Consider the following 25,541-nt stretch of genomic DNA (forward strand, 5'->3'; position numbering starts at 1 on the left):
GATCACTCGACGCCCCTGATCCGTCCCACCAGCACCGCCCCGGCCAGCCCGACCACCGCCGCCACCAGGTACAGCACCCGGTAGCCGCCGAGGTACGTCACGATCGGCGCCGCGAGCGCGGGGGCCGCGACCTGGGGCAGGGCGTTGGCCACGTTGATCACGCCGAGGTCCTTGCCGCGGTCCAGCGCCTTCGGCAGGACGTCCGTCATCAGCGCGAAGTCGACCGAGGTGAACACGCCGAATCCGATGCCGAGCAGGGCCGCCGCCACGATCGCGCCGGGCCAGGTCTGCCAGCCGGCGAGCGCCGCCGTCGCCACCGCCATCAGCACGCCCGACCAGACGACGAACGGCTTGCGCCGGCCCACCCGGTCCGACCACACGCCGCCCGCCACGACCGTCGCGACCAGTGTCAGGCCGTTGACCGCCGTGAGCACCAGCACCCCCTGGCCGGGGTCGGGGCGGTGCAGGCGGTCGCGCAGGTAGTACAGGAGGTACAGCAGCACGAGCGAGTTGCTGAGGTTGATCAGGAAGCGGGTGAGCCAGGCCCAGCCCAGGTCGGGATGGCGGCGCGGGCTCAGCCAGAAGCCCGCCAGGAACCCCCGCCAGGACCACGGCGGCCGGTCGGCGGGGGACAGCCGCGGATCCTCGTGGCGCAGGACGTACGGCAGCACGCCCGCCACCGTGAACACCGCGCAGGCCGTGTACCCGGCCCCGGTGCCGCCCGCCGCCGTGGCCAGGCCCGTGCCGCCGACCACGCCGAGGATCTGCGCCGCGCCCAGCCAGCCGCCCACCGCGCCCCGCTGGAGCCGGGGCACCCGGTCGGGGACGGCCGCCGTGACCGCCGCGAAGGCCGCGTTCAGGGTGAGCTGCACCAGGCACCAGCCGGCCGCCATGGACCACACCCCGCCCGCGCCCGCGAGCAGCAGCAGCGACAGCGCGCCGCCCGCGGTCCCGGCCGTGATCCACGGGGTACGGCGGCCCCGGCGGGCGGTCGTACGGTCCGACAGCGCGCCGAAGAAGGGGTTCGCGAGCAGGGAGACCACCGCGCCCGCGCCGGTCACCCACGCCAGCATCGTCTCCTTGGACATGCCGGAGCCGGGCGCGAAGTCCCGTGCCTGGTCGGCGAGCAGGATCTGCAGCGGGCCGAACCAGCCCACCCAGATGGCCCCGTTGGCCAGGGACAGGGCCGCCGTCCAGCCCCGGCCGACCGGTTCGACGGGCTCGGCCAGGGCGGCCGGGGCGCGGACGGTGGTCACCCCTGCGTCCGGAGCACGTCCCGGAACCAGTGGTACGACGCCTTCGGGGTGCGCTCCAGCGACGCGTAGTCCACGTGCACCAGGCCGAAGCGGCGCGCGTAGCCCTCGGCCCACTCGAAGTTGTCCAGCAGGGACCACACGAAGTAGCCGCGCACGTCCACCCCGGCCCGCAGGGCGGTGTGCAGGGCGCGGATGTGGGCGTCCAGGTAGGCGATGCGGTCCTGGTCGTCGACGCCCTCGTAGGAGCAGCCGTTCTCGGTGATGACGACCGGGGGCAGCCGGTCGCCGTAGCGGTCGCGGAACGTCGTGAGCAGTTCCGTCAGCGCCTCGGGGACCACCGGCCAGCCGAAGTCGGTCACCGGGCGGCCCTCGATCTCCCGGACCGAGAAGGGCAGTTCGGCGGGCATGGTGAGGCCGCCGAACTCGGTCTCGGTGCCCCGGGGGGCGCCCACGAGGGACGGCGCGTAGTAGTTGACGCCGTACCAGTCGACGGGCTCGGCGATGACTTCGAGGTCCGCCCGCACGTCACCGGGCATCAGCTCGCCCATGCCGTCGGGGTACTCGCCGAGGATGACGGGCTCGGCGAACAGGCGGTTGAGCAGGACGTCGTAGAAGCCCGCCGCCTCCACGTCGGCCGGTTCGGCGGAGGCGGGCCAGACCGGGCCGTGCGAGTTGGCGATGCCGATGTCCGCCGCCCCGGCCGCGCGCAGCGCCCGTACCGCGAGGCCGTGGGCGAGGAGCTGGTGGTGGGCGACCGGGAGGGCGTCGAAGAGCAGCTGCCCGCCGGGGGCGTGGGCGCCGAGCGCGTGGCCCAACAGGGTGTGCTCGGCGGGCTCGTTGAGGGTGATCCACTTGGTCACCCGGTCGCCGAGGCGCTCGGCGACCGCCGTCACGTGGTCGGCGAACCTGGCCGCCGTGTCGCGGTCCAGCCAGTCCAGCGAGGCGGGCAGGTCCCAGTGGAAGAGGGTGGGCACCGGCCGCACGCCGGCCGCGCACAGCTCGTCCACCAGGCGGTCGTAGAAGTCCAGCCCGCCGGGGGAGTTGACCCGGGGCCAGGAGACGGAGAAGCGGTACGCGTCCACGCCGAGCCCGGCGAGCAGGGCCACGTCCTGCGCGTAGCGGTGGTAGTGGTCGCAGGCCACCGCCGCCGTGGAACCGTCTTTCACCCGGCCGGGCTCGGCGGTGAACACGTCCCACACGGACGCCTCGCGCAGATCGGCCGCCCCCTCGATCTGATGGGCGGAGGTCGACACGCCCCACAGGAAGCCGGCCGGGAACCGGGGTATCGGATCGCCCGCGTCAGTCGCCATGGCCGGATCATCCTTACCCCGAGTAACAGAAGTCAACGGCCGTGCGCCACCTCATAACTGACGAAGCCTTGGTGATGAAGCTCTGTCGGCCGGTTGGAGCAGCGGAGTGGCAAAAGGGAACCCGACGTTCCGAGACTGAGCCGCATGAATCACCGACTTCGGTTCCGCGGATCGCTCGTACGGTCGTGGGCCGCCCTCGCGGTCTGTCTTCTCGTCGTCCTCGCCGGCGCGCCCAGCGCGTTCGCGGGCTCCGGCCGGAGCGCCGCGGCCGCCCCCGTCGGCGGCTGCATCTCCACGCCGGCCGAGTACCGGGCCGCGTGGGTCGCGCGCGAGGTCCGCTGTGTGTCGCCGTCGCTGTTCGGCACCACGCACACCCGGGGCGACACCTCCCCCTACCCGAGCGGCTTCCGGTACGCCTGGGCCGGCTCGAGCACCAACCTGGAGCGGTACCTGGAACTGCGCAGGCGCTACGGCACCCAGCCGCCGAAGAACGGCATCGGGGTGCTGTCGTACGTCGGCTACCCGGGCCTGGAGACCTGGTCCACCCCGACGGACCTGGCCGTGTACACCGTGCCGTCCGGGGTCCGGGCGCTGGTCCCGGCCTTCGAGACCTGGTTCCGGCTGCTCGACGAGCAGTTCGGGGACACGGGGACCTACCCGCTCGCCGCCCAGCGGGACCTCGTCCTCGCCTACTCCCGGCTCCGTCCGGGCGAGGACGTCGTCGGCGCGTTCCAGGACGTGACCGGGTGCCGGCGGGATCGGCTGCTCCAGGGCGCCGTCCCCTCGGCGGCCATCGGCTGCAACCGCTCCTTCCTCGGGGCGCTGGCCGCCGTCGGCCCGTCCCCGTACGACGGCGGCAACTCCCTGACCTGCTTCGCGAACTTCCGGACGCGGTACACCGGTCCCCGGGACGCCGCCGCGCTGCGGGGCGTGCTGTACCAGTGCCAGGACGCCGGATTCCTCAACACCGGCACCGGGCTCGGCTACAACACGTACGCCAATCCCTTCGTGTGCGCTCCCGCCGACCGGCAGACGGTGCGGCAGCGGTACACCGGAAGGGAGTTCATCCTCCCGAACGTCTCCTTCGCCGCCCTCCCGAGCCATGTCGACATCCCCCTGGACCTCGGCACGCCCGGCCGGCGCGGCTTCCTGCGCGCCGGTTACTGCTAGGGCCTGTCTGAACAATTCCCGTCTGCCGCGCGACGCCATGCACGCCGAGAGCGCGCACCTGACGCCGCGCGGCCGCCCTTCGGGCGACGACGCGCATTGTCGGACAGAACACCTAGGCGCCCTCCTTCAGCACCCGGGTGATCAGCTCCCGCTCGTCCTCGGTCAGCCGGGGGTCGGCCGCGTACACCGACCGGCCGTCCACCGTGATCTCGTAGCCGAACCCGTCGGGGACACCCGCCGGGGGCGTGGCCCGGCCGGACGCGAGGACGCGTTCGGCCAGGGCCCGCCACTCCTGGGCGTCCGGCCGGGCCGAGGTGTCCACCTCGGCCCGGCGCTCGATGCCCGCGAAACCGCCCGTGCGCCGCACCTGAATCCGCATGGGCCCAGTGTGCGGTACTAGAGCGTTCGCACGCCGACCTGTTCCCAGGCCTTCTGCACGGACTGCAGTTCGTCCCCGGCGCCGTAGCGCTCGCGCGCCGCCTGCACGGTGAGCGTGGCGAAGTCGGCGAACAGGGCGTCCTGTTTCAGCTCGCCGCCGGTCAGCACGTCGTACCAGATCTGCCCCGCCTTCTCCCAGGAGTGGCCGCCGAGGGCCGTGGCGGCGAGGTAGAAGGCGTGGTTGGGGATGCCGGAGTTGATGTGCACGCCGCCGTTGTCGCGGCCGGTGCGGACGTAGTGCTCCATGGTCGCCGGCTGCGGGTCCTTGCCGAGGTTCGGGTCGTCGTACGCCGTGCCCGGGGCCTTCATCGAGCGCAGCGCCGTGCCGTGCACGCTCGGGGCGAGCAGGCCCGCGCCGATCAGCCAGTCGGCCTCGGCGGCGGTCTGGCCGAGCGTGTACTGCTTGATCAGCGAGCCGAACACGTCGGAGAGCGACTCGTTGAGCGCGCCGGACTGACCGAAGTAGGTCAGGTTCGCGGTGTGCTGGGTGACGCCGTGGGTCAGCTCGTGGCCGATGACGTCGACCGGGATGGTGAAGTCGAGGAAGACCTCGTTGTCGCCGTCCCCGAACACCATCTGCTCGCCGTTCCAGAAGGCGTTGTCGTAGCCCTCCCCGAAGTGCACCGTGGCGTCCAGCGGCAGCCCGTCGCCGTCGATGGAGTGGCGGCCGTACGCCTTCAGGTACAGCTCGAAGGTGGCGCCGAGGCCCGCGTAGGCGCGGTTGACCGTGGCGTCCGAGCCCGGGTCGGACCCCTCCTCGCGGACCTTGGTGCCGGGCAGGTCCTGGGTGTGGTGGGTGTCGTAGATGGTGCGGTGCGGCTGGTCGGCCGCGGCGCCGGCCGGCGCCGCGACGGCGGGTGCGCCGATCACCGTGGTCAGCCGCCGCTTGGTGCGCTGGTAGGCGTCGTGCTCCAGGGACCGGCGGGCCGGTCCGGAGAGCGCGGGATCCTCGGCCTGCGCGAGCCGGTCGAGGACATGGGGCGGCACGATCGTGCAGAAGACGGGCTGGGAGCCCCCGTTGGTCGTCATGCCCGGCACACTTGCACTGTGTGACGCACATGTCACTAGCTGCCACCATGATTGGTGAAATACCCGGACAGGAATCGCGACGCTCAGTGACGATGTGGTACGGCGCACTTTTCGTCCCTTTTGCACCCGCGGTCCCGCATACTGGAACGCGTCCCCGCGTCCGGGGCGGCTCGGCTAGGCTGCGAAGCATCATGCGTTTCGGGCTGCTTCTTCTTAGCTGCCGCGGCGAGGGCCTGTAGTCGAGGCCGACCCCCTCCCCGCGGAGCTTGGCGTTGCGTCGTCGGCCGTCCTTCCGGACCTCCAGAGGAGCCTTACGCATCATGGCCAACCGCCAGCAGCCCAGTTCCATGCCGATCCACAAGTACGGCCGCTACGAGCAGGTCGACATCGCGGACCGCACCTGGCCCCAGAAGCGCGTCACCACCGCCCCCCGCTGGCTCTCCACCGACCTGCGCGACGGCAACCAGGCCCTGATCGACCCCATGTCGCCCGAGCGCAAGCGCCGGATGTTCGACCAGCTGGTCAAGATGGGCTACAAGGAGATCGAGGTCGGCTTCCCCGCCTCCGGCCAGACCGACTTCGACTTCGTGCGCTCGATCATCGAGGAAGAGGGCGCGATCCCCGAGGACGTGACGATCTCCGTCCTGACCCAGGCCCGTGAGGACCTGATCGAGCGGACCGTGGAGTCCCTGAAGGGCGCCCGCCGGGCCACCGTCCACCTGTACAACGCCACCGCCCCGGTCTTCCGCCGGGTCGTCTTCCGCGGCTCCAAGGACGACATCAAGCAGATCGCCGTCGACGGCACCCGCCTGGTGATGGAGTACGCCGAGAAACTGCTGGGCCCGGAGACGGAGTTCGGCTACCAGTACTCGCCCGAGATCTTCACCGACACCGAGCTGGACTTCGCGCTGGAGGTCTGCGAGGCGGTCATGGACGTCTACCAGCCGGGCCCGGGCCGCGAGATCATCCTCAACCTGCCCGCCACCGTGGAGCGTTCGACCCCCTCCACGCACGCGGACCGCTTCGAGTGGATGCACCGCAACCTGTCCCGCCGCGAGTACGTCTGCCTGTCCGTGCACCCGCACAACGACCGCGGCACGGCCGTGGCGGCCGCGGAGCTGGCGCTGATGGCCGGCGCCGACCGCGTCGAGGGCTGCCTGTTCGGGCAGGGCGAGCGCACCGGCAACGTCGACCTGGTCACCCTGGGCATGAACCTCTTCTCCCAGGGCGTCGACCCGCAGATCGACTTCTCCGACATCGACGAGATCCGTCGTACGTGGGAGTACTGCAACCAGATGGAGGTCCACCCGCGCCACCCGTACGTGGGCGACCTGGTCTACACGTCCTTCTCCGGCTCCCACCAGGACGCCATCAAGAAGGGCTTCGACGCCATGGAGGCCGACGCCCTCGCCAGGGGCGTCACCGTCGACGACATCGAGTGGGCGGTGCCGTACCTGCCGATCGACCCCAAGGACGTCGGCCGCTCCTACGAGGCCGTGATCCGGGTCAACTCGCAGTCCGGCAAGGGCGGTGTCTCCTACGTCCTGAAGAACGACCACAAGCTGGAGCTGCCGCGCCGGATGCAGATCGAGTTCTCGAAGATCATCCAGGCGAAGACCGACGCCGAGGGCGGCGAGATCACGCCGAAGGACATCTGGGCGGTCTTCCAGGACGAGTACCTGCCGAACCCCGAGAACCCGTGGGGCCGCATCCAGGTCAGGACCGGCCAGTCGACCACCGACACCGACGGCGTGGACACCCTGACCGTCGAGGCCACCGTCGACGGCGAGGACACCGTCCTCACCGGCTCCGGCAACGGTCCGATCTCGGCCTTCTTCGACGCCCTGCAGTCCATCGGCGTCGACGTACGCCTGCTGGACTACCAGGAGCACACGATGAGCGAGGGCGCCTCCGCGCAGGCCGCCTCCTACATCGAGTGCGCGATCGACGACAAGGTCCTGTGGGGAATCGGCATCGACGCGAACACGACGCGTGCGTCGCTGAAGGCGGTCGTCTCCGCCGTCAACCGCGCCACCCGCTGACCACCCTGACCGGGAGTTTCGGGGCCCCGGCCGCCAGGTACGGCGGCCGGGGCCCCGTCGCTTATCGGCCACCGGGCCGGCCAGGTCACAGAAAGGTCTCTTACGGGGTACTGACTCAGCCTCCGTGATGTGGCTAACATCACGCCAGCGCGGCGATGTTGCCGTGCGGTTACGGAGGTGCGACGTGCTGCCAGTACGGGGACGAGACGACCGTGCCACCAGGGCTGTGCACATCCTGGGCACCCGCACCGCCTGGACACCCGTGGGCGACGGCGAGTTCTTCTGCCCCGGCTGCGGAGGCGACCGCAACTACCAGCGGCTCACCGGGCGCCGCCGGCTCACCGTGCTCGGCGTGCCCGTGCTGCCCCGCGGGGCGACCGGACCGGTCGTGGAGTGCGCCGCCTGCCACCACCACTACGGCACCGACGTCCTCGACCACCCCACCACCCGCCGCTTCTCCGCGATGCTCCGCGACGCCGTGCACACCGTCGCCCTCGCCGTCCTCGCCGCGGGCGGCACCTGCTCCCGCACGGCCCTGGAGACGGCCGCCGCCACGGTCCGCGCGGCCGGCTTCGACGACTGCACCGAGGAGCAGCTCGCCGCCCTGGTCGAGGCCCTCGCCGCCGACACCGGCCGGGTCTTCGAGCAGCCCTGCGGAGCGAGCCTGACCATAGAGCTGCACGAGGCCCTGGACCCGCTCGCCCCGCACCTCGCCCCGGGCGGCCGCGAGGCCCTCCTCCTCCAGGCCGCCCGCATCGCCCTCGCCGACGGCCCCTACACCCCCGCCGAACGCGACGCCCTCACCACGGTCGGCGCGGCCCTGACCATCTGCGCCCCCGACGTCACCCGGCTGCTGGCCGCGGCCCGGACACCGTCCTGATCAGCCGGACGGAGTAAGAACAGCCCGGTCGATCCGGGCAGCATCACCGCGTGACCCCGCTGAACCGCGCCCTCCTGACCAGCCTCGCCCTCCTCACGCCGTTCACCCATCCGCTGCCCGCGCACGCGGCCCCCGCGCGCGCCGCCTGTGTGTCCTCGCGGCCGTACGTGTCGGGCGAGGGCGGCTACCACACGTACCGGATCCCCGCCGTGGTCCGCAGCCGGGCCGGTACCGTCCTGGCGTTCGCCGAGGGGCGCCGCGACGGGGCGGGGGACAGCGGGGACATCGACGTCGTGCTGCGCAGGTCCGGCGACGGCGGATGCAGCTGGGGCCCGCTGACCGTGGTCGCCGCGGGGGAGGGGGACACCCGGGGCAACCCGGCGCCCGTGGCCGACCCGCGCACCGGCGCGATCGTCCTGGTGACCTGCGGCAACGGCGGGGACGTGACGGAGGACCAGATCATGCGCGGTCGGGCCGCGCCCGGGGCGGGGCGCCGGGTGTACGTGCAGCGCAGCCTGGACGACGGCCTCCACTTCACCGCCCCGCGGGACATCACGGCCGGGGTGAAGCCGCCGCGCTGGCGCTGGTACGCGACCGGCCCCGGCCACGCCGTCGCCCTCACCCTGGGCCCCCACGCCGGCCGCCTCCTGGTCCCCGCCGACCACTCCACCGCCCCGCCCGCGGGCTCCCCCGCCACCGGCCGGGAGCCCCGGTTCTACGGCGGCCACTCCCTCTACAGCGACGACGACGGCCGCACCTGGCACCTCGGCTTCGTGACCCCCGGCCACGACGGCGAGACCAACGTCAACGAGACCAGCGCCACCCAACTCCCCGACGGTCGCGTCTACTTCAGCGCCCGTGACCAGTTGGGCGGCGCGCCCGGCAACCGCCTCGACACCTACTCGGGCGACGGCGGCACCACCCTCGACCGCCCCTACGCCGCCCAGCCCACCCTGAGCGACGTCCCCGTGGTCGAGGGCAGCGTCCTGCAGCTGCGCGGCCCCGGCGCCCCGCTGCTGTTCTCCGGCCCGTCCGTGCCGACCGCCCGCCGCGCCATGGCCCTGTGGACCAGCACGGACGCCGGCCGCACCTTCACCCGGCTGCGCACCCTGTCCGGGCTGCGGGCCGCCTACTCCGACCTGGTCCAGCTCGGCCACGGCACGGCCGGCGTCCTGTACGAGACGGGCGCCTACGACGGCCTGGAGTTCCGCAGGCTGAGCGTGCCCTAGAGGAGCCCCGCCGCCGCCAGGAACTTGGCGACCCGCTCGGTCTCCTCTCCGGACAGCGGGACCTGGGGCTCGGCGGTGACCGGGCAGTCGATGACGCCGCGCAGATGCAGGGCCGCCTTGAACGCGCCGAGCGCCGAGGAGCTGCCGCCCATCCGGGCCGGATCACCCGCCCCGGTCAGGCCGAACAGGGCGCACAGCCGCTCCTGTTCGGCCCGCGCCCCCTCCCGATCTGCCGCCCGGCACTGGCGGTAGAGGCGGACATAGCCGTGCGGGTCCACGTTGGCCAGGCCCGGCACCGCCCCGTCCGCGCCCATCGCGAGAGCGGCGTCGGCGACCAGTTCGGAGCCGGTCAGGACGCTGAAGCCGGGGTGCGCGCGGGCCCCGGTGACGACCTCCCGGAAGGCCGCCAGGTCCCCGCTGGAGTCCTTGATCCCCACCAGCACACCGTCCCCGGCCAGCCCCAGCACCACGTCGGCCGGGAGCTTGGTGTGCACGGCGGCCGGGATGTCGTAGGCGATGACCGGGACGGGGCTCGCGGCCGCGATCCGGCGGTAGTGGTGGACGATCTCCGAGGGGTGGGTGCGGGCGTAGAACGGGGCGGTGACGACGACGGCCTCGGCGCCGGCCGCCGTGACCGCCCGGACGTGGTCCAGGACGCGGGGGGTGGTCATGTCGATGGCCCCGGCCAGCACGGGCAGCTGACCGCCCGCATGGCCGGCGACCGCCTCGACCACCTGGCGGCGCTGCCGGTCGGTGAGGAAGGCCGCCTCGGACGTCGAGCCGAGCAGGAACAGGGCGTGCACCCCGGCGTCCACCAGGTGGTCGACGAGTCTGAGCAGCGAGGGGACGTCCACCTCGCGCTCCGGTGTCAGGGGGGTGCAGACGGGCGGGACGACACCGGTGAGCGGGGCGGGGAAGGTCATTCACGGCTCCTGCGGGCTAGGTCGCGGGTCGACAGGTCCTCCTCCACAGGATGGTGACAGCGGTAGCGGTGTCCGGGCCGCGACGCGGCCGAGAACTCCGGCATCGCCCGCGCGCACACCTCGTCCGCCCGCCAGCAGCGGGTGCGGAACGGACAGCCGTCCGGCGGCCGGGTCGCCGAGGGCACGGGACCGGTCAGCGGGATCGGGTCGACGGGGTGCAGCAGACCGGGCGTGGCCGAGAACAGGGCGCGGGTGTACGGGTGCCGGGCCCCGTCGCCGACCAGGGCGGCCGGGGTCTCCTCCACGATCCGGCCCAGGTACATGGTGACCACCCGGTCGCTCATCCGCCGTACCGTCTGGATGTCGTGCGAGACGAACACCAGGGCGAGGCCGAGGCGGTCCTTCAGGTCGAGCAGCAGGTTGAGGATCTGCGCGCGGACCGACACGTCCAGCGCGCTGGTCGGCTCGTCGGCGACGACCAGGGCCGGGTCCAGGGCCAGCGCCCGGGCGATCGCGACCCGCTGCCGCTGCCCGCCGGACAGCTGGCCGGGCAGCGCGTCGGCGAGGGCCCCGGGGAGTCCGACCAGGGCCATCAACTCCCGCACCCGCTCCTCCCGTTCGGCCCGGACGCCGCGGTCGTGGACGTCCAGCGGGTCGCGCAGGACGCGCCGTACCGTCAGCCGCCGGTTCAGGGCCGTCGACGGGTCCTGGAAGATCACGCCGGTGCCCGCGCCGACCGTCGCCCGGCGCTCGGCCGGTGTCATCGCCCACAGGTCCCGCCCCTGGAACGACACCGTGCCGGGGACCGGCCGCTCGATGCCCACCAGCACCCTCGCCAGCGTCGACTTCCCGCACCCCGACTCGCCGACCACACCCACCGTCTCGCCGGCGGCCACCGAGAGGTCCGCGCCGGTCAGCGCGTACACCCGGTCCCGCCGGAACAGGCCGCCGCCGCGCGCCCGGTGGACCACATGGGCGTCCCGTACCTCCACGATCACTGCAGGGCCTCGCTCTCCGCCGACGTCGGATCCACGGCCGGGTGGTGGCAGGCGGCCGCGTGCCCGGCCGTGCCCGCGAGGACGGGCGCGTGCGCGTGGCACACCGCGCTCGCCAGCGGGCAGCGGCCCGCGAAACGGCAGCCCGGGGGGAAGTCGGCCGGGGCCGGTACGACCCCCTCGATCTGGGTCAGCCGCTCCTGCGCCGACTCCAGCGACAGCACGCTGCCCAGCAGCCCGCGTGTGTAGTGGTGGGCCGGTGCCGCCACGAGGTCGGCGGTCACCCCGCTCTCCACGATCTGCCCGCCGTACATCACCACCACCCGGTCGGTGACGTCGGCGACCAGCGCCAGATCGTGCGAGACCAGGAGCAGCGCGAAGCCCAGTTCCTCGCGCAGCCGCAGCAGCAGCGCCATGACCTGGGCCTGCACGGTGACGTCCAGGGCGGTCGTCGGCTCGTCGGCGACGATCAGGCTCGGGTCCCGGGACAGGGCCATGGCGATCAGCACCCGCTGGCGCTGGCCACCGGAGAGCTCGTGCGGAAAGCTGCGCAGGGTGCGCTCCGGTTCGAGGCCCACCAGCGACAGCAGCTCCCGCGGGCTGCGCCGGCCGCCGCGGCGGGCCAGCTGCCCCAGCTGGGCGCGGACGGTCATCGCCGGGTTCAGCGAGGACAGCGCGTCCTGGTGGACCATCGCCATCTCGTGCCCGAGCAGCCGCCGCCGTACCCGCGCCGGCTCGGTCAGCAGGTCCCGCTGACGGAAGCGCACCCGGCCGCGCACGCGGGCCCCCCTCGGCTGGAGGCCCATGACGGTCAGCGCGGTCAGCGACTTCCCGCAGCCGGACTCGCCCACCAGGCCGAGGACTTCACCGGGGTACACCTCGAAGCCGACCCCGGCGACGACGTCGACGCCCCGGTGCCGGTCCGGGAAGCCGACGGTGAGGTTCTCCACCGCCAGCACCGGCGGCCCGCTCCGGTCCGGCAGCGGCCGGGCCCGGGACCGCAGCCGCCGGGCGGCCTCGGCGAGCCCCGGCAGCGGCAGCACCCCGCCGGTGCCGGGCTCCGCGGTCTCCACCCGGTCCCCGGGCGTCTCGACCTCCCGGGGCGCGGGGGCGGCCCACGCGTCCGAGACGCCTTCGGACAGGACGTTCAGCGACAGCACGGTCAGCAGGATCAGCAGCCCCGGGAAGACGGTCGCCCACCAGCCTCCGGTCAGCACCATGTTCTTGCCGTCGGCGATGACACTGCCCCAGGACGGGTCCGGGGGCCGTACGCCCGCGCCGATGAAGGACAGCGACGCCTCGAAGACGATCGCCTCGGCGACCTGGACCGTGCAGAACACCAGCACGGGGGCGGCGCAGTTGACGGCCACGTGCCGCAGCACGATGTGCGGGGTGCGGGCGCCGATGACCCGCTCGGCGGTGACGTAGTCCTCGCCGTACTGGTCGAGCACGTTCGCCCGGACGACCCGCGCCACCGGCGGGGTGAACAGGAAGGCGATCGCGCAGATCAGCACGCCGATCCCGCCGCCGAACACGGCGACGAGCACGGCCGCGAGCGCGATGCCCGGAAACGCCATCACCACGTCCAGGCCGCGCATCAGCGTCTCGTCGACCGCCTTCCGCGAGGTCGCCGCGAGCGCCCCGAGGAGCGCGCCGGCCACCAGCGCGAGCGCGGTCGAGCCCAGCCCGATCGCCAGGGACCAGCGGGCGCCGTACATCAGCCGGCTGAGGACGTCCCGGCCGAGACTGTCCTGCCCCATCCAGTGCGCGGCCGACGGCGCCCCCGAGCCGCCGACCGGGTCCTGCTGGTCGAGCGGATCGTCGGGGGCGAGCACCGGGGCGAGTACGGCGGCCAGGACGACGACCGCCAGGAAGTAGAGGGCGATCGCCGGCAGCGGCGGCAGCCGGCGCAGGCCGCGCAGCCGCACGCCCGGCCGGGCGAGGCGCCCGGCGATGTTCGCACGCGTGATCATCAGGCCGCCCTCAGCCGTGGGTTGACCAGCAGGTACAGGATGTCGATGACGAGGTTCACGACGACGAACCCGGTGGCCGTGGTGAGCACGACCCCCTGGACCACGGCCGGGTCGCCGTTCTGCACGGCGTCGATCATCAGCTTGCCCATGCCGGGCAGCGAGAAGATCGTCTCGATGACGACGGCACCGCCGAGGAGGTAGCCGACCCGCAGCCCGAGCACGGTCAGCGGGTTGACCAGGGCGTTCCTGAGGACGTTGCGGCCCACCACCACCCGGGGCGGCAGCCCGCCGCCGATGGCCGTGCGCACGTAGTCCTTGTCCAGCTCCTCCACCACCGAGGTGCGCACGATCCGGGTCAGCTGGGCGGCCACCGGCAGGGACAGCGCGAACGCGGGCAGCGCCATGGTCCGCAGCCAGCCGGTGAGGGAGTCGGCGGGGTTGACGTAGCCGCCGGCCGGGAACCAGCCCTGGTCCACCGCCAGGTACTGGATCATCAGCAGTGCCAGCCAGAACCCGGGCGCGGCGACCCCGACCAGGGAGACCACGCGGATGACCTGGTCCGGCAGCCGGTCCCGGTAAACGGCGGCCGTCACCCCGCCCGCCAGCGCCAGCACGACCGCGATGCCGAGGCCCAGGAAGGTCAGCTGGAGGGTGAGCGGCAGGGCGGTGGTCACCTGGTCGGCCACGGGGGCCCGGGTCAGGGCGCTGGTGCCGAGGTCGCCGTGCAGGAGGTCGCCGACGAAGCGGACGTAGCGCACCGGCAGCGGGTCGAGCAGCCCGCCTCGCTCGCGGAAGGCGTGCAGCTGCGCCGGGGTCGGGTTCGCGCCCTGGAAGAACGCCGACGCGGGGTCGACGTCCGAGAACCGCATCACCAGGAACACGAAGAGCACGATCCCGAGCAGCAGCGGCACGAGCAGGACGACACGGCGCAGCAGGATCCGTACGACCGCCGTCATGCCGTCAGACCCACCGCGCCCGGAGCAGGTTGATCCCCGGATACGGCTGGGCCCTTATGCCGGTGAGCCGGCGCGGGTCCCAGGCGGTCATCAGCTCGTTGTGCACCACCGGATACAGCACGGCCTGCTCGGCGACGACGTCGATGTAGTCCTGGACCATCGCCCGTTTCCGCGCCGCGTCGGGCTCCCGGGTGGCCCGGTCCATGTCCCTGAAGAGCCGTCGGGCGACGGGGTGGCCGGCCCAGCGGGTGTAGCCCATCCAGAGGTTCTGGGGCCCGTAGTTGTAGTGCATGATCAGGTCGGCGTCGAGGCCGAACTGGTTGGGGTTGGAGGCGGCGGCGACGACCTGGTAGTCCTGCTTCTGGTCCATCTTGGTGAAGACGGCCGTGGTCTCCTGCGGTGCCAGCGTCGTCTCGACGCCGATCGCGTCCCAGGAGGACTTGATGGTCGGCAGGCAGTCCACGATCCAGCTGACGTTCACGGCGAGGACGTCGACCTTGAGGTTCCCGACCCCGGCCGCCTTCAGCAGCGCCTTCGCCCGGGCGGGGTCGTGGCCGTAGACCGTCTTCGCCCGGCGGTAGGACGGGTTGCCCTCGTCGAGGAAGGAGGACGCCGGCCGTCCGTGCCCCTTCAGGGCGACCCGCACCATCTTCTCGGTGTCGATGGCGTAGTGGAGCGCCTGGCGCACCCGTACGTCGTCGAAGGGCTTGTGCCGGGTGTTGAACATCAGGAAGAGGTTGTTCATCCCGGCGCCGCTCGCGACCTTCAGGCCGCCCTGCTCCAGGCGGGGGATGTTGGCGTAGGGGATGTTGTCGGCGATCTGGGCGCCGGCGCCGGTCCCGGAGATCCTGGCGACGCGCGGGGCCGCGTCCACGATGGTCAGCCAGTTCATCTTCCTGAAGGCCGGCCTGAGCGGGCCGTTGTAGGCGTCGAAGGCGGCGAAGGCGGTGTTGGACTTGGGGTGGTGCGCGCTCTGCCGGTACGGCCCGGAGCCCACGGCCAGCCCCCTGATCGCGTCGTCCCAGGCGCCGGGCCGGGAGAACACGTGCCGCGGCATGATCTTGGCCAGGGTGAGCCGCGAAAGCCCTTCGGGGAAGGGGAAGTCGAGCACCAGCTCGACGGTGCCCGCGTCGACCTTGCGGACGTCCCGCAGCCAGCTCGCGAAGAAGCCCTTGGCGAGGGTCTGCGTGCCGGGGTCCAGGATGCGCTCGTAGGTGAACACCACGTCGTCGGCGGTGACCGGCCTGCCGTCGTGGAAGGTCGCGCCCGGCCGCAGCCCGAACCGCCAGGTGGTCGCGTCCGGGTCCTTCGGCACCTCGGTGCCGAGCGCGGGGTACGGCACCCGGGAGATCGGGTCGGTGTCCAGCAGCCCCTCGTAGATGTGGTTGTTGGCCGCCATCGAGAACGCGGACGCGGTCTGCGTCGGATCCCAGCTGCCGTCGTTGCCGTATCCGATCACCGCGGTCAGGGTGCGGTCCTTCCCGCCGCCCCCGCCGCCCGTGTCGTTCGTCGACTCGGGGCCGGCGGAACAGGCGGCGAGCGCGGGCGGCAGCGCGGCGGCCGCGCCGAGGGCGCCGGTGAACCTGAGGAACGACCGGCGGCGCGGTGCCGGTACGTCGGGGCCGGGGCTCACGTCGTCGCGCACGGGTCCTCCAACGGGTCGGTGGGGGGAGGGAGTGGGAGATACGACGTCCTACGTCCGGTCGGTAGCGCGACCATAAGAAGGGTTCCGGGGACGGTCAAGACAGCGCACACGAATGGCGTAGACGCCAGTGGTCGGTACCGGTGGCGCCCTCGGCGCACCCGGCCCGGCCCAGCGCCACCCGGGTGATTCCCGCGTCCCGTCGGCGCCGTTCGAGTTCCGCGGCCCCGGGCCCGCGCACGGCCCCCCGGCAATCGGTGGGCGTCGCCAACGCCCCTGGTGCGGGCGGCACTTGACGGGCGCAACTCGATGCCGAGTGTAGAGGCGGAGCGTCACCCCGGGTGTGCGAAGCGTGAAACTCGGGAGGGGAGGGGAGCACGTGAAAGGCGTGGCGGACCACACACTCGGCGTTGTGCGTCGAAGAAGCGGAGGAGTGACCCCATGAAGTACCCCGTCGAGCCCCCCATCGGCAGCCATGTCGTGGACACGCGTACCGGCAGGGTCGGGATCGTCATGGGGCACGAGGGGCCGTACGTCCAGCTGAGACCGTACGGCGGCGGCCGGGAGTGGGACGCCGAGCCCGGGGACGTGCGGCGCGCGACCGACGCCGAACGGCTGAGCGCGGCGACGGCGCACGCCAACGCCCGCAGCCGAGGGGAGACGCTCTAGCCGCCCACCGTCCACCGCCCCCGCCCCGCTCGCCCGGTCCCGCCCCGGCCACTCGTCCCGATGGGCGAGAATGGGGCCATGAGCCTGTTCCGCGACGACGGCATCGTGCTGCGCACCCAGAAGCTGGGTGAGGCGGACCGGATCATCACGCTGCTCACCCGCGGACACGGACGGGTGCGGGCCGTGGCCCGGGGGGTGCGGCGCACCAAGTCGAAGTTCGGTGCCCGCCTCGAACCCTTCTCCCATGTGGACGTGCAGTTCTTCGCGCGGGGGAGCGAGCTGATCGGACGCGGGCTGCCGCTGTGCACCCAGAGCGAGACCATCGCCCCCTACGGCGGCGGGATCGTGACCGACTATGCGCGGTACACCGCCGGCACGGCCATGCTGGAGACCGCCGAGCGGTTCACCGACCACGAGGGCGAGCCCGCCGTGCAGCAGTACCTGCTGCTGGTGGGGGCCCTGCGGACGCTCGCCCGTGGCGAGCACGCGCCGCACCTGGTCCTCGACGCCTTCCTGCTGCGCTCCCTCGCCGTCAACGGGTACGCGCCCAGCTTCGGCGACTGCGCCAGGTGCGGGATGCCCGGCCCCAACCGGTTCTTCTCCGTCGCCTCGGGCGGCTCCGTCTGCACCGACTGCCGGGTGCCGGGCAGCGTCGTGCCCTCCTCCCAGACCCTGGTACTGCTCGGTGCGCTGCTTACGGGAGACTGGGAGACGGCGGACGCGTGCGAGGCGCGCTACGTCCGGGAGGGCAGCGGTCTTGTGTCCGCCTACCTGCACTGGCATCTGGAGCGCGGACTGCGCTCGCTGCGGTACGTGGAAAAGTGAGAGGGAGACGAGAGGCACATGGTGGTACGCGGGATCCTGGGGCGCCAGCGGCGCGAGTACACGACGCCGGAGCCGCACCCGTCCGGCGCCCGCCCGCCGAAACTCCCGGGTGAGCTGGTCCCGAACCACGTGGCGATCGTCATGGACGGCAACGGCCGGTGGGCGAAGGAGCGCGGGCTGCCGCGCACCGAGGGGCACAAGGTGGGTGCCGAGCGGGTGCTCGACGTCCTGCAGGGCTCCATCGAGATCGGCGTCCGCAACATCTCCCTGTACGCCTTCTCCACCGAGAACTGGAAGCGCTCGCCCGACGAGGTCCGCTTCCTGATGAACTTCAACCGCGACTTCATCCGCAAGACCCGCGACCAGCTCGACCAGCTCGGCATCCGGGTGCGCTGGGTGGGCCGGATGCCCAAGCTGTGGAAGTCGGTCGCCAAGGAGCTCCTGGTCGCCCAGGAGCAGACCAAGGGCAACGACCGGCTCACGCTGTACTTCTGCATGAACTACGGCGGCCGGGCCGAACTCGCGGACGCGGCGAAGGCGATGGCCGAGGACGTGAAGGCGGGGCGGCTCGACCCGTCCAAGGTCGGCGAGAAGACCATCCAGAAGTACCTGTACTACCCGGACATGCCGGACGTGGACCTGTTCCTGCGCCCGAGCGGCGAGCAGCGCACCTCCAACTACCTGCTCTGGCAGAGCGCGTACGCCGAGATGGTCTTCCAGGACGTGCTGTGGCCCGACTTCGACCGCCGCGACCTGTGGCGGGCCTGCCTCGAATTCGCCTCCCGCGACCGGCGGTTCGGCGGCGCCGTCCCGAACGAGGAACTGCTGGCCATGGAGGGCGACGACCCGGCAACCTCGTAGCCATCGCCGGTTCACCGGGGCCGCCGAGGATGCGGGACTCATGAGACGCCTCATTCCTGTCCTCGCCCTCGGCGCCCTGCTGACGACCGCCCTGCCCGCGCACGCCGCGGACGGTCCCGCGCACCGGGAGAGCTACGGCACCAAGGCCGTCTACACGGCCGAACAGAGCCCGCGCGCCTACCAGCGCCCCCCGGCCGGCTTCACGCCGGTCTTCACCGAGAACGTCTCCCGCCACGGTTCCCGCGCGGCCACCGACAGCGGCGACGGCGACCTGATCCTCCCGCTGTGGGACAAGGCCCTGGCCCAGGGACAACTCACCCGCAGGGGAGAGGAGTTCGGGCCCGCGGTGCGGGCCCTCCAGGCCGCCATGGCACAGGTCGGCTACGGCAACCTCAGCGGGCGCGGGCGCCAGGAGATGCGGGACACGGCCGACCGCGCGGTCGAGCGGCTGCCGTCCCTGTTCGCGCGGATCGCCGACCGGGGCGAGAAGATCGACGTGGTCAGCTCCGGGCAGGGGCGGGCGGTGGACAGCGCGGCCGAGTACACCGGCGCCCTCGCCGCGGCCGCCCCCCGGCTGAAGCCGCTGATCGGCCCGACCCGCACCGACAAGGACCTGCTGTACTTCCACAAGGCGGCGGGCGGCGCGGCCTACCGCGACTACCTCGCGAACGACCAGCGCCTCAAGGACACCCTGAACGCCGTCACCGACCAGCCGAGGACCCACGAGGCCGCCCGCGACGTGCTGCGGCGGATCTTCACACGGTCCTTCGTCGACGGGATCACCGACCAGGTCGGGGCGGCCCAGGCCGTCTACGACCTGTACGCCATCGCCCCCGCGATGAGCGAGGAGAGCCCCGGCGGCGAGGGCTGGGGGATGGAACGCTACCTCTCCCGCGCCGACGCGGCCTGGTTCGGCTACCTCGGCGACGCCGAGGACTTCTACGAGAAGGGCCCCGGCTTCTCCGACAGCGACATCACCTACCGGATGGCGGAGGTCCTCCTCGACGACTTCTTCCGGCAGGCCGAGGCCGAGCGCGCCGGCACCAGCGACGTCGGCGCCGAGCTGCGCTTCACCCACGCCGAGGAGATCATCCCGCTGGCCGCGCTGATGGGTCTGCCCGGCAGCACCCGGCCGGCCGACCCGGACGAGCCGTACACCTACGCCGACAACCCCTGGCGGGGCTCGTCGGTGGCCCCCCTGGGCGCCAACATCCAGTGGGACGTCTTCCAGAAGGGCGGCCGCTACCTGGTTCGCATGCTCTACAACGAGAAGGAGACGGCCTTCAAGCAGGGCTGCACCCCGATCGCCAAGGGCTCCGCGTTCTACGACCTGGACGAACTGGAGCGCTGCTTCGGCCGCGACTGAGCGCCAGGCCCTAGGCGGCGCAGTCCGCGCAGGTGCCGAAGATCTCCACGGTGTGTGCCACGTTCACATAGCCGTGCTCGGCGGCGATCGCCTCCGCCCACTTCTCCACCGCGGGCCCCTCCACCTCGACGGCCTTGCCGCAGGTGCGGCAGACCAGGTGGTGGTGGTGCTCGCCGGTGGAGCAGCGGCGGTAGACGGACTCGCCGTCGGAGGTGCGCAGCACGTCGACCTCGCCGGCCTCGGCGAGGTTCTGCAGGGTGCGGTAGACGGTGGTGAGCCCGACCGAGTCACCCTTGTGCTTGAGCATGTCGTGCAGTTCCTGCGCGCTGCGGAACTCGTCGACCTCGTCCAGGGCCGCCGCCACGGCTGCACGCTGTCTGGTCGCGCGGCCCTTCACGGGCGGTCCAGCGGTCGTCACCGTTGCCTCCTTGATGGCTCGCTCAACCGGCGGGGCGCTGTGCGCCGGGGCCGAGACCGCGTCCGGCCCTCGGGCGTGCGCGTTCGCGCTCACCACAGCGGCGCGCCCCTCCGGTTCTCTCGCGGGCTCATGTCTCACCTCTGCCCCGGCCATTGTGCCAGCAAGGACCCCGGGCGGTCAGACTCCGGCCTCGTCCGCGGCCGTGCGCGTGGCCGGAACCGAGCGCTCCGCCGGGACTTCGGGCGGCTGTGCCGCGGCGGCCGCGCGGGCGCGCCGCCGGGCCAGCGGGGCGGCGGCCACGTTCAGCGCGACGAAGGCGGCGATGGTCAGCAGCACGATCGTCGCACCGGGCGGCACGTCCTGGTAGAACGACGTGATCGTGCCGCTCACCGACACGGTGACGCCGATGGCGACGGCGAGCGCGAAGGTCGCGGCGAAGCTGCGGGTGAGCTGCTGCGCGGCGGCGACCGGTACGACCATGAGCGCGGAGACCAGAATCAGGCCGACCACCCGCATGGCGACGGTCACGGTGACCGCCGCGGTGACCGCGGTGAGCAGGTTCAGGGCGCGCACGGGCAGCCCGGTGACCCGCGCGAACTCCTCGTCCTGGCTGACCGCGAACAGCTGGCGGCGCAGGCCGAGGGTCACCAGGGCGACGAACGCGGCGAGCACCACGATCGCGGTCACGTCCGCGGGGGCGACCGTCGACAGCGAGCCGAACAGATACGACATGAGGTTCGCGTTGGAGCCGCCCGGCGCCATGTTGACGAACATCACGCCGCCCGCCATGCCGCCGTAGAAGAGCATCGCGAGGGCGATGTCGCCGCGTGTCCTGCCGTACCAGCGGATCAGTTCCATGAGGACCGAGCCGAGCGCCGAGACGGCCGTGGCCATCCACACCGGCGAGGCGTGCAGCAGGAAGCCGAGGCCGACGCCGGTCATCGCCACGTGGCCGATGCCGTCGCCCATCAGCGGCTGGCGGCGCTGGACGAGGTAGATGCCGATCGCGGGCGCGGTGATGCCGACCAGCACGGCGGCGACGAGCGCCCGCTGCATGAAGGCGTAGTTCAGGAGGTCCATCAGCTCAGCAGTCCCGTGCCGATCGGTGCGGTGCCCGCGGGTGCGTGCGGGTGGTGGTGGGGGTCCCCCCGGTCGAGCGACCCGGAGGGCGGCCCGTCGTGGACCACGCGGCCGTCGCGCAGGACGACAGCCCGGTCGAGCAGGGGCTCCAGGGGGCCCAGTTCGTGCAGCACGAGCAGGACCGTGGTGCCCCGGGAGACCTGCTCGCGCAGGGTCTGGGCCAGCACCTCCTGGCTGGCCAGGTCGACGCCCGCCATCGGCTCGTCCATGATCAGCAGTTCGGGCTCGGCGACGAGGGCGCGGGCGATCAGCACGCGCTGGTGCTGGCCGCCGGAGAGGGCCGTCACGGAGTCCTTCGCGCGGTCCGCCATGCCGACCAGTTCCAGGGCGCGGCGCACGGCCCCCCGGTCGGTCCCGCGGAAGGGGCCGAAGCGGGTGCGGGACAGCCGGCCCGAGGAGACGATCTCGGTGACCGTAGCCGGGACACCGCCCGCCGCCGTGGTGCGCTGGGGTACGTAGCCCACACGCGCCCAGTCGCGGAAGGCGCCCCGCGGGGTGCCGAACAGCTCGACCGTGCCGCCGCTCACCGGCACCTGGCCGATGACCGTGCGGACCGCCGTGGACTTGCCGGAGCCGTTCGCGCCGAGGAGCGCGACGACCTCGCCGCGGCCGACGGTGAGGTCGATGCCGCGCAGCACCGGGCGCGCGCCGAGTTCGGCGCCGACCCCGCGCAGGGCTATGACGGGCTCTGCCATGATCCTGCCTTCCCTGCCGGTCACTTGGCCCCCAGCGCCTGCCGGAGGGCCTTGAGGTTGGCCTCCTGGACGGAGAAGTAGTCCCTGCCGCGGGACTTGGCCGTGATGCCCTCGATGGGGTCCAGCACGTCGGTCCGCAGGCCCGAGTCGCCCGCGACGGTCCTGGCGGTCCTGTCGCTGACGAGCGTCTCGTAGAAGACGGTGGAGACGCCGTCGGCCCTGGCCAGGGTCTCCAGGTCCTTCACGCGCGCGGCGCTGGGCTCCGACTCGGGGTCGAGGCCGTTGATGGCCTCCTCGGTGAGGCCGTAGCGCTCGGCGAGGTAACCGAAGGCGGCGTGCGTGGTGATGAAGACCTTGGTCCTCGTGTGCGCGAGACCGGTGCGGAACTGCCGGTCCAGGCCGTTCAGCCGCTTGACCAGGGCCGCGGTGTTCCTGCGGTAGTCGGCGGCGTGCTCGGGGTCGGCCTTCTCGAAGGCGGCGCCGACGCCCCGGGCGACCTGGGCGTAGCGCACGGGGTCGAGCCAGATGTGCGGGTCCTTGCCCGCGGACTCCCCGTTCGTCTCGCTGTCGTGCGCGGCCGCGTGGCCGCCGACCTCGTTGCCGTGTTCCTCCAGCGTGGTCAGGGAGGCCGCGTCGATCTTCGTTCTGACCGGGGACTGGGCGACCGCGTCGTCGACGGAGGGCTGGAGGTTCTTCAGGTACAGGACCGCGTCGGAGTCCTGGAGCATCGCGATCTGCTTGGGGCTGATCTCCAGGTCGTGCGGTTCCTGGCCGGGCGAGGTGAGACCGGTGACGTGGACGTGGCCGCCGCCGATCCGCTCGGCGAGGAAGGCCATCGGATAGAACGACGCGACGACGTCGAACTTTCCGGTGCCGGCCGCCGCCGCGCCGTCGGCGGAGCAGGCGGTGAGCGTGCCGGTCCCGAGCGCGGCGGCCGCGGCGAGCGCGGCGGCGGATATGAGGCGTCGTCGTACGTTCATGACAGTCATTTTCAACAAACATGGAAACCGTTGTCAACAAGCTCTGCTCGGGGTCTCGCGGCAGGGGGGCCGATTTGGCCGTGTGGGAGCATGCGCCGGTAACCTGAATCATTCGCTGGAAGCATCTCGCTTCAACGCCCGTCGTCGTAATGAAGAGAGCACCGTGGCCGCCGACAAGATCGACACCATCGTCAGCCTGAGCAAGCGCCGTGGCTTCGTTTTCCCCTGCAGTGAGATCTACGGCGGACAGCGCGCCGCCTGGGACTACGGACCGCTGGGTGTCGAGCTCAAGGAGAACATCAAGCGTCAGTGGTGGCGCTACATGGTGACGTCGCGCGAGGACGTGGTCGGTATCGACTCGTCCGTCATCCTGGCCTCCGAGGTCTGGGTCGCGTCCGGCCACGTCGCCACGTTCACGGACCCGCTGACCGAGTGCACCGCGTGTCACAAGCGGTTCCGCGCCGACCACCTGGAAGAGGCGTACGAGGAGAAGAAGGGGCACGCGCCGGCAGGCGGCCTGGCCGACATCAACTGCCCGAACTGCGGCAACAAGGGCCAGTTCACCGAGCCCAAGCAGTTCTCGGGCCTGCTGTCGACGCACCTCGGCCCGACGCAGGACAGCGGCTCCGTCGCCTACCTGCGCCCCGAGACCGCCCAGGGCATCTTCACCAACTTCGCCCAGGTGCAGACCACCTCGCGCCGCAAGCCGCCGTTCGGCATCGCCCAGATGGGCAAGTCGTTCCGCAACGAGATCACGCCGGGCAACTTCATCTTCCGCACCCGCGAGTTCGAGCAGATGGAGATGGAGTTCTTCGTCAAGCCGGGCGAGGACGAGAAGTGGCAGGAGTACTGGATGGAGCAGCGCTGGAACTGGTACACGGGCCTCGGCCTGCGTACCGAGAACATGCGCTGGTACGAGCACCCGAAGGAGAAGCTCTCCCACTACTCCAAGCGCACCGCCGACATCGAGTACCGCTTCCAGTTCGGCGGCAGCGAGTGGGGTGAGCTGGAGGGCGTCGCCAACCGCACCGACTACGACCTCGGCGCCCACTCCAAGGCCTCCGGCCAGGACCTCTCCTTCTTCGACCAGGAGGCCGGGGAGCGCTGGACGCCGTACGTCATCGAGCCGGCGGCGGGTGTCGGCCGGGCCATGCTGGCCTTCCTCCTCGACGCCTACGTCGAGGACGAGGCGCCGAACGCCAAGGGCAAGATGGAGAAGCGCACGGTGCTGCGCCTCGACCACCGCCTCGCCCCGGTGAAGGTCGCCGTCCTCCCGCTGTCCCGCAACCCCGAGCTGTCCCCGAAGGCCAAGGGTCTCGCGCAGGCGCTGCGGCAGAACTGGAACATCGAGTTCGACGACGCGGGTGCCATCGGGCGCCGCTACCGCCGTCAGGACGAGATCGGTACGCCGTTCTGTGTGACCGTCGACTTCGACACGCTCGAGGACAACGCGGTGACCGTGCGTGAGCGCGACTCGATGAAGCAGGAGCGGGTGTCCCTCGACCAGATCGAGGGCTACCTGGCTCAGCGCCTCCTGGGCTGCTGACACCGGTCCCGCACGCTTTTCACGCCCGCCCTCCGGCCGACCCGCTCGGCCGGAGGGCGGGCGTTTCCGTCTCCTGGGCCGGCTGCCCCGGTGGGGCTTCCCCGGGCCGGCTGCCCCGGCAGGGCGGGTATGGAATGACAGATATTGAAATCTGTCATCTGTCATGGCAGGGTGGAGCCATGACGATGCGAACCCGAACCCTCGGAACCACCGGCCCCCAGGTCTCCGCCCTCGGCCTCGGCTGCATGGGCATGTCCGCCCTGTACGGCGACGCCGACCGCACCGAGTCCGTCGCGACCGTCCACGCGGCCCTGGAGGCGGGTGTCACCCTGCTGGACACCGGCGACTTCTACGCCATGGGCCACAACGAGATGCTGCTCGGCGAGGCCCTGCGCACCGCACCCCCCGCCCTGCGTGAACAGGCCCTGGTCAGCGTGAAGTTCGGTGCCCTGCGCGACCCGGACGGCAACTGGAGCGGCTACGACGGCCGCCCGGCCGCCGTGAAGAACTTCGCCGCCTACTCGCTCCAGCGCCTCGGCGTCGACCACATCGACGTCTACCGGATCGCCCGGCTCGACCCGGACGTCCCGATCGAGGAGACCGTCGGCGCGATCGCCGAACTGATCGAGAAGGGGCACGTCCGGCACGTCGGCCTCAGCGAGGTCGGCGCCGAGACCGTCCGGCGGGCCGCCGCCACCGCCCCGATCGCCGACCTCCAGATCGAGTACTCGCTCATCTCCCGCGGCATCGAGCGGGAGATCCTGCCGGTCACCCGCGAACTGGGCATCGGCATCACCGCCTACGGCGTGCTCTCCCGCGGCCTGATCTCGGGCCACTTCGCCCGTGACCGGCGGCTGGCCGCGAACGACTTCCGCGCCCACTCGCCCCGCTTCCAGGGCGAGAACCTCCAGCACAACCTGAACCTGGTCGAGGCGCTGCGCAAGATCGCCGAACAGAAGGGCGCCACCGTCGCGCAGACCGCCATCGCCTGGGTGCTCTCCCGCGGCGAGGACATCGTGCCGCTGGTCGGAGCCCGCACCCGGGAGCGGTTGGCCGAGTCGCTCGGCGCGCTGGACGTGAGCCTGGACGCGGCCGACCTGGCGGCGATCGAGGAGGCCGTCCCGGCGGACGCGGCGGCCGGCGACCGCTACCCCGGCGCACAGATGGCGCACCTCGACAGCGAGCGCTGACCGGTATG

The 25,541-nt window shown here is 72.3% G+C and carries 23 protein-coding genes; 10 read left to right on the forward strand and 13 right to left on the reverse strand.

The window, feature by feature from the left end; translation table 11 throughout:
* Nucleotides 1–2 precede the first annotated feature (2 nt).
* Nucleotides 3–1,256 (reverse strand): MFS transporter, encoded by a 1,254-nt coding sequence (locus ACZ7FF_RS01100; protein ID WP_470808411.1) that lies wholly within the window; start codon nucleotides 1,254–1,256, stop codon nucleotides 3–5.
* Complete coding sequence (locus tag ACZ7FF_RS01105; RefSeq protein ID WP_470808413.1) at nucleotides 1,253–2,566, reverse strand: GH1 family beta-glucosidase; 1,314 nt, start codon at nucleotides 2,564–2,566, stop codon at nucleotides 1,253–1,255. Before ACZ7FF_RS01105 ends, ACZ7FF_RS01100 begins: the two co-directional genes overlap by 4 nt.
* 144 nt (nucleotides 2,567–2,710) lie before the next feature.
* On the opposite strand from ACZ7FF_RS01105, the gene ACZ7FF_RS01110 reads away from it, so the two are divergent.
* The gene (locus tag ACZ7FF_RS01110) at nucleotides 2,711–3,736 is read left to right on the forward strand and encodes a hypothetical protein (RefSeq protein WP_470808415.1); all 1,026 of its coding nucleotides are present in this window, start codon (nucleotides 2,711–2,713) and stop codon (nucleotides 3,734–3,736) included.
* 112 nt (nucleotides 3,737–3,848) lie between these two features.
* On the opposite strand, the gene ACZ7FF_RS01115 is transcribed toward ACZ7FF_RS01110, so the two are convergent.
* Both ACZ7FF_RS01115 and ACZ7FF_RS01120 read right to left on the reverse strand, forming a co-directional pair.
* On the reverse strand, nucleotides 3,849–4,115 hold the full coding sequence (locus tag ACZ7FF_RS01115) for a protealysin inhibitor emfourin (RefSeq protein ID WP_470808416.1): 267 nt from the start codon (nucleotides 4,113–4,115) through the stop codon (nucleotides 3,849–3,851).
* A 17-nt stretch (nucleotides 4,116–4,132) separates the two neighbouring features.
* A complete protein-coding gene (locus tag ACZ7FF_RS01120) occupies nucleotides 4,133–5,203 on the reverse strand; it encodes a M4 family metallopeptidase (protein ID WP_470808418.1) in 1,071 nt (356 codons plus the stop codon).
* A gap of 320 nt (nucleotides 5,204–5,523) precedes the next feature.
* Here ACZ7FF_RS01120 and leuA point away from each other — a divergent pair, with 320 nt between their 5' ends.
* From leuA to ACZ7FF_RS01135, 3 genes are all read left to right on the forward strand, one after another.
* Nucleotides 5,524–7,245 (forward strand): 2-isopropylmalate synthase, encoded by a 1,722-nt coding sequence (gene leuA, locus ACZ7FF_RS01125; protein ID WP_470808420.1) that lies wholly within the window; start codon nucleotides 5,524–5,526, stop codon nucleotides 7,243–7,245.
* A 184-nt stretch (nucleotides 7,246–7,429) separates the two neighbouring features.
* Entirely contained in the window at nucleotides 7,430–8,125 is a 696-nt protein-coding gene (locus tag ACZ7FF_RS01130) for a tellurite resistance TerB family protein (RefSeq protein WP_470808422.1), read from the forward strand.
* A gap of 50 nt (nucleotides 8,126–8,175) precedes the next feature.
* Nucleotides 8,176–9,354: a sialidase family protein gene (locus tag ACZ7FF_RS01135; RefSeq protein WP_470808424.1), complete on the forward strand. Its 1,179-nt coding sequence runs from the start codon at nucleotides 8,176–8,178 to the stop codon at nucleotides 9,352–9,354.
* Here the strand turns inward: ACZ7FF_RS01135 and ACZ7FF_RS01140 are convergent.
* From ACZ7FF_RS01140 to ACZ7FF_RS01160, 5 genes are read right to left on the reverse strand one after another with little or no spacing between them, the layout of a single operon-like run.
* Nucleotides 9,351–10,277, reverse strand: a complete 927-nt coding sequence (locus ACZ7FF_RS01140) for a dihydrodipicolinate synthase family protein (RefSeq protein ID WP_470808426.1) — start codon at nucleotides 10,275–10,277, stop codon at nucleotides 9,351–9,353. The two genes, ACZ7FF_RS01135 and ACZ7FF_RS01140, sit on opposite strands and share 4 nt — an antisense overlap.
* On the reverse strand, nucleotides 10,274–11,269 hold the full coding sequence (locus ACZ7FF_RS01145; RefSeq protein ID WP_470809557.1) for an oligopeptide/dipeptide ABC transporter ATP-binding protein: 996 nt from the start codon (nucleotides 11,267–11,269) through the stop codon (nucleotides 10,274–10,276). Before ACZ7FF_RS01145 ends, ACZ7FF_RS01140 begins: the two co-directional genes overlap by 4 nt.
* A gap of 2 nt (nucleotides 11,270–11,271) precedes the next feature.
* Complete coding sequence (locus ACZ7FF_RS01150) at nucleotides 11,272–13,245, reverse strand: dipeptide/oligopeptide/nickel ABC transporter permease/ATP-binding protein (RefSeq protein ID WP_470808427.1); 1,974 nt, start codon at nucleotides 13,243–13,245, stop codon at nucleotides 11,272–11,274.
* Entirely contained in the window at nucleotides 13,245–14,201 is a 957-nt protein-coding gene (locus ACZ7FF_RS01155) for an ABC transporter permease (RefSeq protein WP_470808429.1), read from the reverse strand. The genes ACZ7FF_RS01150 and ACZ7FF_RS01155 overlap by 1 nt, the downstream gene beginning before the upstream one ends.
* Before the next feature lie 4 nt (nucleotides 14,202–14,205).
* Complete coding sequence (locus ACZ7FF_RS01160) at nucleotides 14,206–15,846, reverse strand: ABC transporter substrate-binding protein (RefSeq protein WP_470808431.1); 1,641 nt, start codon at nucleotides 15,844–15,846, stop codon at nucleotides 14,206–14,208.
* A 438-nt stretch (nucleotides 15,847–16,284) separates the two neighbouring features.
* Here ACZ7FF_RS01160 and ACZ7FF_RS01165 point away from each other — a divergent pair, with 438 nt between their 5' ends.
* The 4 genes from ACZ7FF_RS01165 to ACZ7FF_RS01180 all read left to right on the forward strand — a co-directional run bounded on the left by ACZ7FF_RS01165 (nucleotide 16,285) and on the right by ACZ7FF_RS01180 (nucleotide 19,564).
* A complete protein-coding gene (locus ACZ7FF_RS01165) occupies nucleotides 16,285–16,512 on the forward strand; it encodes a hypothetical protein (protein WP_470808433.1) in 228 nt (75 codons plus the stop codon).
* A gap of 78 nt (nucleotides 16,513–16,590) precedes the next feature.
* Nucleotides 16,591–17,337: a DNA repair protein RecO gene (gene recO / locus ACZ7FF_RS01170; RefSeq protein ID WP_470808435.1), complete on the forward strand. Its 747-nt coding sequence runs from the start codon at nucleotides 16,591–16,593 to the stop codon at nucleotides 17,335–17,337.
* Between the two features lie 18 nt (nucleotides 17,338–17,355).
* The gene (locus ACZ7FF_RS01175) at nucleotides 17,356–18,198 is read left to right on the forward strand and encodes an isoprenyl transferase (protein ID WP_470808436.1); all 843 of its coding nucleotides are present in this window, start codon (nucleotides 17,356–17,358) and stop codon (nucleotides 18,196–18,198) included.
* A 40-nt stretch (nucleotides 18,199–18,238) separates the two neighbouring features.
* Nucleotides 18,239–19,564, forward strand: coding sequence for a histidine-type phosphatase (locus ACZ7FF_RS01180; protein WP_470808438.1), 1,326 nt, complete (start codon nucleotides 18,239–18,241; stop codon nucleotides 19,562–19,564).
* 10 nt (nucleotides 19,565–19,574) lie between these two features.
* On the opposite strand, the gene ACZ7FF_RS01185 is transcribed toward ACZ7FF_RS01180, so the two are convergent.
* The 4 genes from ACZ7FF_RS01185 to ACZ7FF_RS01200 form a co-directional block, all read right to left on the reverse strand.
* Nucleotides 19,575–19,982, reverse strand: coding sequence for a Fur family transcriptional regulator (locus ACZ7FF_RS01185; protein ID WP_470808440.1), 408 nt, complete (start codon nucleotides 19,980–19,982; stop codon nucleotides 19,575–19,577).
* Between the two features lie 177 nt (nucleotides 19,983–20,159).
* Complete coding sequence (locus ACZ7FF_RS01190; RefSeq protein WP_470808442.1) at nucleotides 20,160–21,062, reverse strand: metal ABC transporter permease; 903 nt, start codon at nucleotides 21,060–21,062, stop codon at nucleotides 20,160–20,162.
* Nucleotides 21,062–21,817: a metal ABC transporter ATP-binding protein gene (locus ACZ7FF_RS01195; protein ID WP_470808444.1), complete on the reverse strand. Its 756-nt coding sequence runs from the start codon at nucleotides 21,815–21,817 to the stop codon at nucleotides 21,062–21,064. Before ACZ7FF_RS01195 ends, ACZ7FF_RS01190 begins: the two co-directional genes overlap by 1 nt.
* A gap of 20 nt (nucleotides 21,818–21,837) precedes the next feature.
* On the reverse strand, nucleotides 21,838–22,797 hold the full coding sequence (locus ACZ7FF_RS01200; protein ID WP_470808446.1) for a metal ABC transporter substrate-binding protein: 960 nt from the start codon (nucleotides 22,795–22,797) through the stop codon (nucleotides 21,838–21,840).
* Nucleotides 22,798–22,960: 163 nt separating this feature from the next.
* Here ACZ7FF_RS01200 and ACZ7FF_RS01205 point away from each other — a divergent pair, with 163 nt between their 5' ends.
* The gene (locus ACZ7FF_RS01205; RefSeq protein WP_470808448.1) at nucleotides 22,961–24,343 is read left to right on the forward strand and encodes a glycine--tRNA ligase; all 1,383 of its coding nucleotides are present in this window, start codon (nucleotides 22,961–22,963) and stop codon (nucleotides 24,341–24,343) included.
* Nucleotides 24,344–24,522: 179 nt separating this feature from the next.
* A complete protein-coding gene (locus ACZ7FF_RS01210; RefSeq protein WP_470808450.1) occupies nucleotides 24,523–25,533 on the forward strand; it encodes an aldo/keto reductase in 1,011 nt (336 codons plus the stop codon).
* Nucleotides 25,534–25,541 lie beyond the last annotated feature (8 nt).

The sequence above is a fragment of the Streptomyces sp. NPDC037126 genome (genome assembly GCF_055605965.1).

Excerpts from the sequence above, each read along its gene's own strand:
- ACZ7FF_RS01150 (WP_470808427.1), bottom strand. The coding sequence starts at position 13,245 with ATGATCACGCGTGCGAACATCGCCGGGCGCCTCGCCCGGCCGGGCGTG.
- ACZ7FF_RS01195 (WP_470808444.1), bottom strand. The coding sequence starts at position 21,817 with ATGGCAGAGCCCGTCATAGCCCTGCGCGGGGTCGGCGCCGAACTCGGC.
- ACZ7FF_RS01180 (WP_470808438.1), top strand. The coding sequence starts at position 18,239 with ATGAGACGCCTCATTCCTGTCCTCGCCCTCGGCGCCCTGCTGACGACC.
- leuA (WP_470808420.1), top strand. The coding sequence starts at position 5,524 with ATGGCCAACCGCCAGCAGCCCAGTTCCATGCCGATCCACAAGTACGGC.
- ACZ7FF_RS01115 (WP_470808416.1), bottom strand. The coding sequence starts at position 4,115 with ATGCGGATTCAGGTGCGGCGCACGGGCGGTTTCGCGGGCATCGAGCGC.
- ACZ7FF_RS01140 (WP_470808426.1), bottom strand. The coding sequence starts at position 10,277 with ATGACCTTCCCCGCCCCGCTCACCGGTGTCGTCCCGCCCGTCTGCACC.
- ACZ7FF_RS01190 (WP_470808442.1), bottom strand. The coding sequence starts at position 21,062 with ATGGACCTCCTGAACTACGCCTTCATGCAGCGGGCGCTCGTCGCCGCC.
- ACZ7FF_RS01155 (WP_470808429.1), bottom strand. The coding sequence starts at position 14,201 with ATGACGGCGGTCGTACGGATCCTGCTGCGCCGTGTCGTCCTGCTCGTG.
- ACZ7FF_RS01200 (WP_470808446.1), bottom strand. The coding sequence starts at position 22,797 with ATGAACGTACGACGACGCCTCATATCCGCCGCCGCGCTCGCCGCGGCC.
- ACZ7FF_RS01175 (WP_470808436.1), top strand. The coding sequence starts at position 17,356 with ATGGTGGTACGCGGGATCCTGGGGCGCCAGCGGCGCGAGTACACGACG.
- ACZ7FF_RS01105 (WP_470808413.1), bottom strand. The coding sequence starts at position 2,566 with ATGGCGACTGACGCGGGCGATCCGATACCCCGGTTCCCGGCCGGCTTC.
- ACZ7FF_RS01120 (WP_470808418.1), bottom strand. The coding sequence starts at position 5,203 with ATGACGACCAACGGGGGCTCCCAGCCCGTCTTCTGCACGATCGTGCCG.
- recO (WP_470808435.1), top strand. The coding sequence starts at position 16,591 with ATGAGCCTGTTCCGCGACGACGGCATCGTGCTGCGCACCCAGAAGCTG.
- ACZ7FF_RS01165 (WP_470808433.1), top strand. The coding sequence starts at position 16,285 with ATGAAGTACCCCGTCGAGCCCCCCATCGGCAGCCATGTCGTGGACACG.
- ACZ7FF_RS01110 (WP_470808415.1), top strand. The coding sequence starts at position 2,711 with ATGAATCACCGACTTCGGTTCCGCGGATCGCTCGTACGGTCGTGGGCC.
- ACZ7FF_RS01210 (WP_470808450.1), top strand. The coding sequence starts at position 24,523 with ATGACGATGCGAACCCGAACCCTCGGAACCACCGGCCCCCAGGTCTCC.